Below are 13,219 nucleotides of genomic sequence, written 5' to 3' on the forward strand. Positions count from 1 at the left end.
GCAGGCGCCCTAGCAGCGAGGGCGCGGCCACTCAGGATGTGCGGGGCTTCAGGACTTTTGCTTCGAGAGGTCGTAGGTTCCGAGACCTGGCTTGTAGGTCTTGTCGTCGAGGAACTGGCGCATGCCTTCCTTGCGGCCTTCGTTGTCGTAGCTGTTGGCGGCTTCCTGGGCGCGCACCAGGTAGTCCTCGGCGTTGTCGTAGCTCATGTCGCGCACGCGGCGGATGGCGTCCTTGGTGGCCTTCAGGGCGCTGGGGTTCTTCTGCAGCAGGGCCTCGGCCACTTCGGTGACGCGGGCCTGCAGGCGATCGGCCGGCAGCGACTCGTTGACCAGGCCCCACTCGGCGGCCGTACGGCCGTCGATGTTCTCGCCCAGCATGGCGTGGTACATGGCACGGCGAAAGGACAGCAGCTCCACCGCCACCTTGGAGGCGCCGCCACCGGGCAGGATGCCCCAGTTGATTTCAGACAGGCCGAACTTGGCGTCATCCGAGGCAAAGGCCAGGTCGCAGGCGAACAGGGGGCCGTAGCCACCGCCGAAGCACCAGCCGTTGACCATGGCAATGGTCGGCTTCTGGAACCAGCGCAGGCGGCGCCACCAGCCATAGCTCTCGCGCTGGGCCTTGCGGGTTCCGGCCAGGCCGGTGGCCTCGGTCTCGCGGAAGTATTCCTTCAGGTCCATGCCGGCCGTCCAGGCCGTGCCTTCGCCTGCAAGCACGACCACGCCCACGTCGTCACGGAACTCCAGGTCGTCGAGCACACGCATCATCTGGCGGTTGAGCTGGGGGCTCATGGCGTTGCGCTTTTCGGGGCGGTTGAATTTCACCCAGGCCACGCGGCCTGTGACGGTGCAGGACACGGTCTGTTCTTCGGTACGTTCGGTGCTCATTGCGCTTCCTTGTGCAAAGGGGAAATGGGGTTTTGGACACCGATGCTTCGGCTCCATAATCGTTATGATAAATAACTATTATTGAAGCCCGCAATACAGCGTTTACCCTAGCTCCATCCCCCCCGCCAGCCTGCCGCGATGCGAATGCTTCTGCGTCGCGCATGCATGCAATGCGCCGTCCACGGGGAATTGCAGCGCGCGCTTTGGCCCAAGGGCCGGTTCACGCGATACTTGCGGCGTTCACACAGTCAGGAGAAGAAGAACATGCAAGGCCAACCAGAAGTCATCGAATGCCTCATAGAGTTGCTGCGCGGCGAGCTTGCCGCGCGCGACCAGTACTTCATCCACTCGCGCCAGTACGAAGACCAGGGCCTGCTGCGCCTGTTCGAGCGCATCGGCCATGAGATGGAAGAGGAAACCCAGCACGCCGACGCCATCCTGCGCCGCATCCTGTTCCTGGGCGGCCGCCCCGACATGCGCCCGCACGAGTTCACGCCCGGCGAGACCGTCGAAGAGATGCTGCGCAAGGACCTGGCCACCGAATACCGCGTGCGTGACAGCCTGCGCTCGGCCATGGCCCTGTGCGAGCGCCACAGCGACTTCAACAGCCGCGACCTGCTGCTGGCCCAGCTGCGCGACACGGAAGAAGACCACGCCTACTGGCTGGAGAAGCAACTGGGCCTGATCGAGAAGATCGGTCTGCCCAACTACCTGCAAAGCAAGATGGGCGAGCCCGCCTGAATGAAGCTCCCCCTGAGGCGCTTCGCGCCTTCCCCCTCTCTCGCTTCGCGGGAGGGGGACGACAGCCTCGCGGCGGGGCGGCCCTTGCTCGCTGTCCCTTGTTTTGGCCGCGCCAGTTTTTCAGGCACTTCCCATAAATGAGAGTGGGCTGTTTGCTCCACGATGAAAACCCGAACCGGCAGCCACGATGAAACGGCAAGCCGGTCGCCCCGCGATGAAACAAGAGCCCTCAAGGGCCTGAGAGAAGAGAAGAGAAAAGAAAAAGGGATGGAAAGCCGCAAGGCCTTCCATCCCTTTTCATTTTCATCGGGTGCGCACCGCCTGGCGGCGGTGCTGCCCGGTGTCAGTCGTCCAGCAGGGACAGGTCGCGCACGGCGCCCTTGTCGGCCGACATCACCAGCTTGGCATAGGCCTTGAGCGCGGCCGACACCTTGCGCGGGCGCGGCTCGGCGGGCTTCCAGCCCTTGGCATCCTGCTCGGCACGGCGGCGGGCCAGCTCCTCGTCGGAGACCAGCACGTTGATGCTGCGGTTGGGAATGTCGATGCGGATGCGGTCGCCGTTGCGCACCAGGCCGATGGCGCCGCCAGCGGCAGCTTCCGGCGAGCAGTGGCCGATGGACAGGCCCGAGGTGCCGCCCGAGAAGCGTCCGTCGGTCAGCAGTGCGCACTCCTTGCCCAGGCCCTTGGACTTGATGTAGCTGGTCGGGTAGAGCATTTCCTGCATGCCGGGGCCGCCCTTGGGACCTTCATAGCGCACGACGACGATGTCGCCGGCCTTGACCTTGTCGTCCAGGATGTTCTGCACGGCCTCGTCCTGCGACTCGGTCACGTGGGCCGTGCCTTCGAACACGTGGATGCTTTCGTCCACGCCGGCCGACTTGACCACGCAGCCGTCCAGGGCGATGTTGCCCGTCAGCACGGCCAGGCCGCCTTCCTTGGAGAAGGCGTGCTCGTAGGAGCGGATGCAGCCTTCTGCACGGTCCAGGTCCAGGCTGGGCCAGCGCGTGTTCTGGCTGAAGGCCACCTGGGTGGGAATGCCGGCCGGGCCTGCCAGGTAGAAGTGCCTGACGGCCTCGTCCTGGGTGGTGGTGATGTCCCACTGCGCCAGGCCTTCGCCCAGGGTCTTGGCGTGCACAGTGGGCACGTCGGTGTGCAGCTTGCCGGCGCGGGCCAGCTCGCCGAGGATGGCGAAGATGCCGCCGGCGCGGTGCACATCCTCGATGTGGTATTTCTGCGTGTTGGGCGCCACCTTGCACAGCTGGGGCACGGAGCGCGAGAGGCGGTCGATGTCGGCCATGGTGAAGTCGATCTCGGCTTCACGGGCAATGGCCAGCAGGTGCAGGATGGTGTTGGTGGAGCCGCCCATGGCGATGTCCAGAGTCATCGCGTTCTCGAAGGCCTTGAAGCCCACGGAGCGCGGCAGCACGGAGGCGTCTTCCTGCTCGTAGTACTCACGGGCCAGCTCGACGATGCGGCGGCCGGCGCGCTTGAACAGTTCCTCGCGGTCGGCATGCGTGGCCAGCACCGTGCCGTTGCCGGGCAGGGACAGGCCCAGCGCCTCGGTCAGGCAGTTCATGGAGTTGGCGGTGAACATGCCCGAGCAGGAACCGCAGGTCGGGCAGGCCGAGCGCTCGACCTGGGCGACCTGCTCGTCGGTGTAGTTGGAGTCGGCCGCGATCACCATGGCATCGACCAGGTCCAGCTTCTTGAACTCCAGCTTGTGCGTGTTGGGATTGGCCAGCTTGGTCTTGCCCGCCTCCATGGGGCCGCCGGAGACGAAGATCACCGGAATGTTCAGCCGCATGGCGGCCATCAGCATGCCGGGGGTGATCTTGTCGCAGTTGGAGATGCACACCAGCGCGTCGGCGCAGTGGGCGTTGACCATGTACTCCACCGAGTCCGCGATGATGTCGCGGCTGGGCAGCGAGTACAGCATGCCGTCGTGGCCCATGGCGATGCCGTCGTCCACGGCAATGGTGTTGAATTCCTTGGCCACGCCGCCTGCGGCCTCGATCTCGCGCGCCACCAGCTGGCCCAGGTCCTTGAGGTGGACGTGGCCCGGAACGAACTGCGTGAAGGAGTTGGCGATGGCGATGATGGGCTTGTCGAAGTCGCCATCCTTCATGCCGGTGGCACGCCACAGGGCGCGCGCACCGGCCATGTTGCGGCCGCCGGTGGAAGTCTTGGAACGGTATGCGGGCATGGGGAATCCAGTTGTCTGTCGTCTCGGTCCATCCCTGGTCCTGTGGGGAAGGCCAGGGTCTGGGCGAAGATTATGGCGCAGCGCCCGCCGCACCGCTGGGCCACAGGAATGCCCCGGCCGGCATGGGCTGCCCCTTTGCAGACCCCAGGCATCGCCTGCGGCGAAGCCTGCGCCGCCGTTCAAGGCCCCTCAGCGGCGCGAACGCGAGCGCGTGCCCGTGCCCATGGCTTCCTTGTTCTTTTCGATGCGCTTCAAGCGCCGCTGCTCGATCTTGTCGGCCGCGCGCCGCTTGGTGTAGCCAGAGGTGTCGGCCCAGGCCCACCAGGCGGCCGTCACGCCATAGGCGCCCAGGATGACGTACCAGGACCAGGAGGCCACAGGCTCGATATCGGCCAACTTCAGCAGGGTGAGCAGGACCGCGATTCCCAACAGATACATAACTTCTCCTTCACCAGACGGTGCTTCACACGAGGTAACGCATCAGGCATGCGCGCCCACTACAATGTTTCGCATAATTATTCCCGACAACCCCCAGGAACTCATGATGAAGCAGACATTGATCGCATTGGCCTTGACCGTCGTCACCGTGGCTCCCGCCATGGCCGACCAGGCTCTTGCCGCCTCCAAGAACTGCATGGCCTGCCACGCCGTGGACAAGAAGCTGGTGGGCCCGTCCTATAAGGATGTGGCCTCCAAGTACGCAGGCCAGAAGGACGCGGTGGACAAGCTGGCTGCCAAGATCATGAAGGGCGGCAGCGGCGTCTGGGGCCCGGTTCCCATGCCCGCCAACCCCCAGGTCAACGATGCCGACGCCAAGAAGCTGGCCGCCTGGGTGCTGTCGCTGAAGTAAGTTCCGCCGGCCTCCCGCCTCGGGGCCCGCAACGAAAAAAACCGCGCAACGCAAGTCGCGCGGTTTTTTTCATGGTCCGCCCGTGAATCCGGGCGCGGGCCGCCTACCTGTAGTCCGGAGCGCCTGCGCCGGGCTGCTGGTACAGGCGAACCTGCTGCTCCAGCTGCCCCACATAGGCGGCCGTGCTGTTGTCCGACTCCTGGGCACGCTGCACCAGGTGCGCCTCCAGCCCGTCCAGCCGCGCCATCAGCACTTCCTTGTCACGCGCATGCAGGTCCTCCAGCACGGTGCGCAGCTCGGTGAAGCGCGAAGCCTCGGCCTTGTCGGCCAGGTCACGCTGGGCCTGCATTTCCTTGGCGTGGCGGCGCGCTTCCATCAGTACCGAGCCCTGCAGCCACAGCACATAGGCGACGAAGAACACGCCCAGCAGGCAGGTCAGCGCCAGCATCAGCACGCCCAGCGGCGCCTGGACTTCGGTCACGCCCAGCGACACGACGGAAGGCGCGGCCAGCGTGTTCCAGTTGAATGCCGCCAGCAGCGCAATCAGGGCCACGGTGATCAGCAGCGACAGGGTTCTCAGGTTCATGGTGCAACGCCTCCCTCGGCAGTGGTGAAAACAACAGCTTCGGTTGTACTGCAACCATCATGCCTGAGCTGTCGGCCCACACAAAATAGGACTGCAAGACAGCGCGCCGCCCGCAGTCCAGCCAAGAAAAAACCGGAGCCTGTGCTCCGGTTCTTCATGGCGGGCGTGTCCGCCCTCAGTTCGTCTCGGCCAACTGGTCGAGGATGGCCGGGTTCTCCAGCGTGCTCGTGTCCTGGGTGATGGCCTCGCCCTTGGCAATCGAGCGCAGCAGGCGGCGCATGATCTTGCCGCTGCGCGTCTTGGGCAGGTTGTCGCCAAAGCGGATGTCCTTGGGCTTGGCGATGGGGCCGATTTCCTTGGCCACCCAGTCGCGCAGCTCCTTGGCGATCTGCTTGGCCTCCTCGCCCGTGGGACGCGAGCGCTTGAGCACCACGAAGGCGCAGATGGCCTCGCCTGTCAGGTCATCGGGGCGGCCCACCACGGCGGCCTCGGCCACCAGGTCGGTCTTGGACACCAGGGCCGACTCGATCTCCATCGTGCCCATGCGGTGGCCCGAAACATTGAGCACGTCGTCGATGCGGCCCGTGATGCGGAAGTAGCCCCGGTCCTCGCTGCGCACCGCGCCGTCGCCGGCCAGGTAGGTCTGCCCGCCCAGCTCGGCCGGGAAGTAGCTCTTCTTGAAGCGCTCGGGGTCGCCCCAGATGGTGCGGATCATGCTGGGCCAGGGCTTGGTGACCACCAGCAGGCCGCCTGCGCCGTTGGGCAGTTCATGGCCGGTCTCGTCGACGATGGCGGCCATGATGCCCGGCAGCGGCAGCGTGCACGAACCCGGCACCAGCGGCGTGGCACCCGGCATGGGGGCGATCACATGGCCGCCGTTCTCGGTCTGCCAGAAGGTGTCCACGATGGGGCAGCGCTCGCCGCCCACATTGCGGTGGTACCACATCCAGGCCTCGGGATTGATGGGCTCTCCCACGCTGCCCAGCAGGCGCAGGCTGGACAGGTCCGAGTTCTTCGGATGCACGGCGGCATCGCCGTCGGCGGCCTTGATCAGCGAGCGGATGGCCGTGGGCGCCGTGTAGAAGATGGTGCAGCCGTGGCGCTCGATCATCTGCCAGAAGCGGCCCGCGTTGGGGAAGGTGGGCACGCCCTCGAACACGATCTGCGTGGCGCCAGCGGCCAGCGGGCCGTAGGCCACGTAGGTGTGGCCCGTGATCCAGCCGATGTCGGCCGTGCACCAGAATACGTCGCTGGGCTTGAGGTCGAAGGTCCACTCCATGGTCTGCTTGGCCCACAGCACATAGCCGCCCGTGCAGTGCTGCACGCCCTTGGGCTTGCCCGTGGAGCCGCTGGTGTAGAGGATGAACAGCGGGTGCTCGGAATCCACGGCCACGGGCGCGCACTCGGTGCTCTGGCCGGCCAGGATCTCGCCGAAGGTCTTGTCGCGGCCGGCCGTCATGGCACAGGCCGTGGCCGTGCGCTCGTAGACGAAGACATGGCGCACGGCCTCGCAGCCGCCCAGCGCCAGCGCATCGTCCACGATGGCCTTGAGCGGCAGCTCCTTGCCGCCGCGCATCTGGTAGTTGGCGGTGATCACGGCCACGGCGCCCACGTCCACGATGCGCTCCTGCACCGCCTTGGCCGAGAAGCCGCCGAACACCACGCTGTGCGTGGCGCCGATGCGCGCGCAGGCCTGCATGGCGATCACGCCCTCGATGGTCATGGGCATGTAGATCAGGACGCGGTCGCCCTTTTGCACGCCCTGGGCCTTGAGCGCGTTGGCGAACTGCGAGACGCGCTCCAGCAGTTCGCGGTAGCTGACCTTGGTGACCTCGCCGCCATCGGCCTCGAAGATGATGGCCGTCTTGTGCTCGACGTCCGTGCCCATGTGCTTGTCCAGGCAATTGGCGCTGGCGTTGAGTTCGCCGTCGGCGAACCAGCGGAAGAACGGGGGATTGCTGTCGTCCAGCACCTGGGTGAAGGGCTTGGACCAGACCACGTTCTCGCGCGCCAGGCGGGCCCAGAAGCCCTGGTAGTCGTTCTCTGCCTCGGCACACAGCGCCTTGTACTGCTCCATGCCGGAGATGCGGGCCTTGGCGGCGAAGTCTGCCGGCGGCGGGAAGACCCGGTTCTCCACCAGTACCGATTCAATGGGGGATGCTGTTGCGGTGCTCATGCTTGCTTGTCTCCTGGGCTGGCCAAATAAAAATTGTGGTGTGACTGTCGGGGGCCGGTCTTACATGCCACTGACTGAAACCCCCTTGGGCGCGTCTACCTGGGGATTCCCCGCAGTTCCTGGCTGTCACTGGCAATGGCCTGTTTCGCCGCTAAAATCGCGCGCCCGTTTTCCACGGCCATTGTCCCCTCCCATCCACGCTCCCACACCAGACAAGCGCGACCGACCACCATGGCCCGCCAGCAAAACTCCAATCGAGCCCCCGGCTCCCCCCTGCGTCCCCTGCCTTCCCTGATCTTCGCCAGCCGCTGGCTGCAGCTGCCGCTGTACCTGGGCCTGATCGCCGCCCAGGGCGTCTACGTCTGGCACTTCCTGCTCGAGTTGTGGCACCTGATCGAGGCCGCCTTCGGCAACCAGGAAGCGCTGCAGGCGCTGATCACCAGCATCGGCTACAAGCACGATGCGCCCATCGGCGCGCTCAACGAAACCATCATCATGCTGGTGGTTCTGGCGCTGATCGACGTGGTGATGATCTCCAACCTGCTGATCATGGTCATCGTGGGCGGCTACGAAACCTTCGTCAGCCGCCTGGGCCTGGACAGCCACCCCGACCAGCCCGAGTGGCTGGGCCACGTGAACGCCTCCATCCTCAAGGTCAAGCTGGCCCTGTCCATCATCGGCATCAGCTCCATCCACCTGCTCAAGACCTTCATCAACGCAGGCAGCTACGACGTCAAGGTGCTGATGTGGCAGACCATCATCCACGTCACCTTCCTGGCCAGCGCCCTGGCCATCGCCTACACCGACAAGCTGATCAACAGCACGGCCAGCAACCACTGAGCCGGCAGCTGTCATCAAGCCCCCCAAAGCCCCGCAGCGCCAGCCGCTGCGGGGCTTTTTCATTGCAGGGCGCCGAGGTGAAACCCACTATCATTGCGCCAGCCCCCAGTTCAGGGCTGGTGCGTAAGAACACCTTGATCGCCAGCGGTGCGGCCTCGCCGTTAAAGAGGCCTTGTCACGTCTGATTTCCGGATCGTGGGTGCATACCCACGTCCATACGGTTACGGGCGGGATGGGGCTACCCGCAAGGGCGTCCGCACGGCTGGCACGTGTTCTTAACATCCCGTCCACCCGTCCGCGCGTAAGAACGCGGGCCGGTGGTTCAAGTCTCGTCCAGGAGCACAGAACCATGACAGCCGTTTCCCTTGCACGCGCCTGCGTGCCACGCCACCTTTATCCCCCTGCGCCATCCCTGCGCAATCCAGGGCGGAGGCACCAGCCATGAAGCAGCAAAAGGCGCCCCAGCCCCCTGACGACGCGCACGCCCGGCATCTGTCCCTTGCGCTGGGCGACATGGACCTGATCGTGCAACGAGGCTGCACCCAGATAGCCGCCATCGTCGACCTGTCCCTGGCCTGGCTCGAACACCCGGAGGGCCACCAGCGCATCGAAACGGTGGCCCAGGCCCTGGAGGCCATCCGCAGCAGCGCCAGCGCGCTGGCACACGCAGTGTCCGAAGAGGCGCGCCCCCTGGACTGCGCATCCACAGACCAGCCCGCGCAGCGCCGGCGCAATGCGGCGCAGACCGCAACCTTGAGGTTCGCGCAGGCATTTGCCAGCCTGGGGACAGCACCGCCAGGGTGAGGGGTTGATGCCTGCCGGTTGCTCCTGTCCCTAAACTGGCCGCATGCCCTATTCGCACCTGCCGCATTTCACCCTGGTCGAGCCCCAAGGCCTGGGCCTCGTCAATCCCGTGGCGGCCGACCTCGCGCTGCTGGAGCGGCTGGCCGCAGACCCAGGCCATCCCCTGGCCCAGCTGTGGACCGCCCCCACCTGCCTGGTGGTGCCACGCAGCTACCAGCGCCATGCGGCACTGGACGCGGTGCGCGAGCGCTTTGCGGCGCAAGGCTGCCCGGTGTACCTGCGCTCCTCGGGCGGTGGCCTGGTTCCCCAGGGCCCGGGCATGCTCAACCTGAGCCTGGCCTATGTGGTGCGCGGCATGCCGGGCGAATGGGCCGAGCCCGTCTACCTGCACCTGTGCGAGATGCTGCGCGGCCCGCTGCACAGCCTGGGCCTGGCAACGCACTGGCAGGCAGTGGAAGGCTCGTTCTGCGATGGCCGCTTCAATCTGGCCTGCACCCACGAAGGGCGGGCGCGCAAGATCGCCGGCACGGCCCAATACTGGCGCCCGCTGCCGGCGCCGCCAGGCACGGCGCCCGGCAGCCTACGTGCGCATGCCGTGCTGGCCCATGCCGTGCTGCTGGTCGACGCCGACCTGCCAGCCGCCCATGTGCTGGCCAACGGCTTCGAGCAGGCGCTGGACAGCAGCCGCCACTATGACCCGGACAGCACCATCAACGTGGCCCAGGCGCTTGCGCCCGCGCAGGGGCCGGGCAACCAGGCTGACACCATGCAGGCACTGCACTCCCTCCTGGCCGATTCGGTATGCCGGTGCGGCCCGCCGGGCAAGGCGGAAACCGCCGTGTCCTGAGTGCATCAATGCCTGCGGGTCGTTTTCGCGTCCGAAGCCTCGTTTTCGGTGAAGATCTGGCCTGAAGCTTTCCTCAAGCTGACGCTTCGCCGATTTTATTCACCGATGGCAGCAGATATCTCATGGAATATAGCTATTACGCTATTATTAAATGAGCAAAAAAGCGACCGATCAGCCCGCCAGACGGGCCGAAACGGCCCGAAACAGGCTTTTTTCGGCTCATGCGTTTTGACGCAGTAAAAGTCGTTTTATATAATTTCGGCTTCTTTACAACCTGCCGAGCAGGTCATTGGCACCCCATTTGCCCTGCATCTGGCGGCCTGCCGATACACCCCGGCGGATCGTTGTGCTCCCGGCACAGCCCCGTCAACCGGGCCGAAACTCGGTCCTGATGTTGTGGGGCATCGCGCTGGCTGATCTTCAGCCACGATGCCCGACTGAGACACCGCGCGCCTCGCCGCCGGCTGCTCTCGACTTCTGGCTCTTGCGCACCGCTTCGCGTGCCATCCGAGCCGCCTCGGGTGCTTTCGCACCTGTTTGAATCCCAGCAACGGGGGACGGCAGTCCCCTGCAGCGAACGGCATCAGGGCTTCATTTTTGGCTTGCGCGCCAGCGTCTTCGCCCGTCGAGGACGCTGGACTGTGTTCCATCTCACCCAAAAGGAGAACGCCACAGTGGCCAAGCAGATCATCATCGATCATGTGTTCAAGGTGTTCGGGGACGACCCCAAGACCGCACTCGACCTCGTCCAACAGGGCCTGAGCAAACAGGAGATCCTGGAGCGCACGGGCCAGTCCATCGGCGTGTTCGACGCCAATTTCACCATCGAGGCCGGCGAGATCTTCGTCGTCATGGGCTTGTCGGGCTCGGGCAAGTCCACCCTGGTGCGCATGCTCAACCGCCTCATCGAGCCCACGGCCGGGCGCATCGTGGTCGATGGCCAGGACATCAATGCCCTGAGCGAGCGCGACCTGCGCGCGCTGCGCCGCAAGGACATCTCCATGGTGTTCCAGTCCTTTGCGCTGATGCCGCACATGACGGTGCTGGACAACACGGCCTTCGGCCTGGAGCTGGCCGGCGCCGACAAGGCCGAGCGCCAGACACAGGCCCAGGCCGCGCTGGAGCAGGTGGGCCTGGGCGCCTGGGGCGCCAGCTACCCCGACGAGCTGTCGGGCGGCATGCAGCAGCGCGTGGGCCTGGCCCGGGCGCTGGCGTCCGATCCGTCCATCCTGCTGATGGACGAGGCCTTCTCGGCCCTGGACCCCATCATCCGCACGGAGATGCAGTCCGAGCTGCTGCGCCTGCAGCAGATCCAGCGCCGCACCATCGTCTTCATCTCGCATGACCTGGACGAGGCCATGCGCATCGGCGACCGCATCGCCATCATGAAGGACGGCCAGGTGATCCAGGTCGGCACGCCCGACGAGATCCTGCGCAGCCCTGCCGACGACTATGTGCGCAGCTTCGTGCGTGGCGTGGACGCGGCCTCGGTCTTCAAGGCCGGCGACATCGCGCGCCAGGCGCTGACCGTGGTGTCCGAGCACAGCGACCGCGGCTGCCGCGCGGCACAGCGCCTGCTGGAAGACTCCGACCGCGACTACGCCTATGTGGTCAACGCGCGCCGCCGCTTCCTGGGCGTGGTGTCCTCGCAGTCGCTGCGCGACGCACTGCATGGCCGCCCGGGCATGCTGGGCCTGAGCCACGCCTTCCTGCCCAACGTCGAGCCGCTGTCTGCAGGCACGCCGGTGGCCGAGCTGTTCGGCCCCGTGGCCGCCGCGCCCTGCGCGCTGCCGGTGACCAGCGACGACGGCCAGTTCATGGGCGTGGTCAGCCGCACCACCATGCTGCGCTTCCTGGACCGCGACACGCCGCCCGTGCCGCCGCCGCAGGAGATCGTGCCGCCGGTCACGCTCAACCCGCATTTCCCGGCCTCCAACGCCCCCACCGTCGCGCCGACCGTGGAGCCGATCGAACAACGACAAGGAGATGCCGCATGAGCGATGCAACCAACAGCCTGAACCCGAACACCGCCGCTGCCGCCACCGATCCCTGGGCCGATGCGAGCACAGCCCCTGCTTCCACCGATTCCGCGGCCTCTGCAAGCGCCGATCCCTGGGCCACCGCCGCCACGCCGGCACCCGATGCCTCGGCCGATCCCTGGGGCGCCGCCAGCGGCGGTGATGCCGCAGGCGATGACTGGCTGGGCGCCTCGGCCGGCTCGGGCGTTCCCGACGACGCCCATGCCAGCCTCTGGCACCAATTGACCACCGACGGCCTGCCCGTGCAGGGCTGGATCAACAGCGGCCTGGAATGGGTGGTCCACCATTTCCGCCCCTTCTTCCAGGCCGTGCGCACGCCCATCGACGGCACGCTGTCGGGCATCACCGATGCCATGCTGGCCCTGCCCTGGCCGCTGCTGATCCTGATCCTGACCCTGGTGGCCTGGCAGTTCGCGGGCCGCGCCATGGCCATTGGTGCCACCGTCTCGCTGGTGGTGGTCGCCATGCTGGGCATCTGGCCCGAGGCCATGGTGACGCTGTCCCTGGTGCTGACTTCGCTGGTGTTCTGCATGGTCATCGGCCTGCCTGCGGGGATTTTGCTGGCCTCCAGCGACCGTGCGCAGCGCTGGACACGCCCGCTGCTCGACGCCATGCAGACCACGCCGGCCTTCGTCTACCTGGTGCCCGTGGTGATGCTGTTCGGCATCGGCAACGTGCCCGGCGTGATCGTGACCATCATCTTCGCGCTGCCGCCGCTGATCCGCCTGACCAACCTGGGCATCCGCCAGGTGCGCCCCGACCTGATCGAGGCCAGCCGCGCCTATGGCGCATCGCCCTGGCAGTTGCTGTGGAAGGTGCAGCTGCCGCTGGCCATGCCGTCCATCATGGCGGGCGTGAACCAGGCGCTGATGCTGTCGCTGTCCATGGTGGTGATCGCCTCCATGATCGCCGTGGGCGGCCTGGGCCAGATGGTGCTGCGCGGCATCGGCCGCCTGGACATGGGCCTGGCCACCGTGGGCGGACTGGGCATCGTGCTGCTGGCCATCGTGCTGGACCGCATCACCCAGGCCATGGGGCAGACGACCCGTGGCGGCGCGCGCTGGTGGCACAGCGGCCCCGCCGGCTGCATTGCCCGCCTGCTGGGCGCCGGCAACAAGCCGGTCCATCGCGGCAGCACCAGCTGAATGCCTTCACTGCGGCGCGGATGGGCCCACTGCCGCGCCGCCTTCCCGAAAAGCGGGCCGCCCCCCCGGGCGCCCACCAACCCGAAATGACACAAACGGG

At 66.4% G+C, this 13,219-nt stretch carries 12 protein-coding genes; 7 read left to right on the forward strand and 5 right to left on the reverse strand.

All coding sequences use genetic code 11. The features are described 5' to 3' along the window. Window positions 1-48: 48 nt before the first annotated feature. Window positions 49-888 (reverse strand): p-hydroxycinnamoyl CoA hydratase/lyase, encoded by an 840-nt coding sequence (locus IAE24_RS13245; protein WP_063326635.1) that lies wholly within the window; start codon window positions 886-888, stop codon window positions 49-51. A 264-nt stretch (window positions 889-1,152) separates the two neighbouring features. On the opposite strand from IAE24_RS13245, the gene bfr reads away from it, so the two are divergent. After that, entirely contained in the window at window positions 1,153-1,629 is a 477-nt protein-coding gene (gene bfr, locus IAE24_RS13250) for a bacterioferritin (protein WP_013803242.1), read from the forward strand. 343 nt (window positions 1,630-1,972) lie between these two features. Here the strand turns inward: bfr and ilvD are convergent, their stop codons facing one another. Further along, window positions 1,973-3,832: a dihydroxy-acid dehydratase gene (ilvD, locus tag IAE24_RS13255; RefSeq protein ID WP_013803243.1), complete on the reverse strand. Its 1,860-nt coding sequence runs from the start codon at window positions 3,830-3,832 to the stop codon at window positions 1,973-1,975. 189 nt (window positions 3,833-4,021) lie between these two features. Then, window positions 4,022-4,270, reverse strand: a complete 249-nt coding sequence (locus tag IAE24_RS13260) for a TIGR04438 family Trp-rich protein (protein WP_013803244.1) — start codon at window positions 4,268-4,270, stop codon at window positions 4,022-4,024. A gap of 106 nt (window positions 4,271-4,376) precedes the next feature. Between IAE24_RS13260 and IAE24_RS13265 the strand changes: the two genes are divergently transcribed. Further along, window positions 4,377-4,682: a c-type cytochrome gene (locus IAE24_RS13265; RefSeq protein ID WP_034398318.1), complete on the forward strand. Its 306-nt coding sequence runs from the start codon at window positions 4,377-4,379 to the stop codon at window positions 4,680-4,682. A gap of 103 nt (window positions 4,683-4,785) precedes the next feature. On the opposite strand, the gene IAE24_RS13270 is transcribed toward IAE24_RS13265, so the two are convergent. Next, window positions 4,786-5,268, reverse strand: coding sequence for a hypothetical protein (locus IAE24_RS13270; RefSeq protein ID WP_013803246.1), 483 nt, complete (start codon window positions 5,266-5,268; stop codon window positions 4,786-4,788). A 175-nt stretch (window positions 5,269-5,443) separates the two neighbouring features. Then, window positions 5,444-7,444 (reverse strand): acetate--CoA ligase, encoded by a 2,001-nt coding sequence (gene acs, locus IAE24_RS13275; RefSeq protein WP_013803247.1) that lies wholly within the window; start codon window positions 7,442-7,444, stop codon window positions 5,444-5,446. 231 nt (window positions 7,445-7,675) lie between these two features. Between acs and IAE24_RS13280 the strand changes: the two genes are divergently transcribed. From IAE24_RS13280 to proW, 5 genes are all read left to right on the forward strand, one after another. Further along, window positions 7,676-8,284, forward strand: a complete 609-nt coding sequence (locus IAE24_RS13280) for a TIGR00645 family protein (RefSeq protein WP_012204594.1) — start codon at window positions 7,676-7,678, stop codon at window positions 8,282-8,284. Window positions 8,285-8,725: 441 nt separating this feature from the next. Then, a complete protein-coding gene (locus IAE24_RS13285; protein ID WP_141833917.1) occupies window positions 8,726-9,088 on the forward strand; it encodes a hypothetical protein in 363 nt (120 codons plus the stop codon). Window positions 9,089-9,131: 43 nt separating this feature from the next. After that, window positions 9,132-9,935, forward strand: a complete 804-nt coding sequence (locus IAE24_RS13290) for a lipoyl protein ligase domain-containing protein (RefSeq protein WP_197942963.1) — start codon at window positions 9,132-9,134, stop codon at window positions 9,933-9,935. 674 nt (window positions 9,936-10,609) lie between these two features. Continuing rightward, complete coding sequence (gene proV, locus IAE24_RS13295; protein WP_141834109.1) at window positions 10,610-11,932, forward strand: glycine betaine/L-proline ABC transporter ATP-binding protein ProV; 1,323 nt, start codon at window positions 10,610-10,612, stop codon at window positions 11,930-11,932. Beyond that, a complete protein-coding gene (gene proW, locus IAE24_RS13300) occupies window positions 11,929-13,119 on the forward strand; it encodes a glycine betaine/L-proline ABC transporter permease ProW (RefSeq protein WP_199961704.1) in 1,191 nt (396 codons plus the stop codon). The genes proV and proW overlap by 4 nt, the downstream gene beginning before the upstream one ends. Window positions 13,120-13,219: the final 100 nt, after the last annotated feature.

This window comes from Delftia sp. S65, assembly GCF_016516495.1.
GTDB lineage: Bacteria > Pseudomonadota > Gammaproteobacteria > Burkholderiales > Burkholderiaceae_C > Comamonas > Comamonas acidovorans.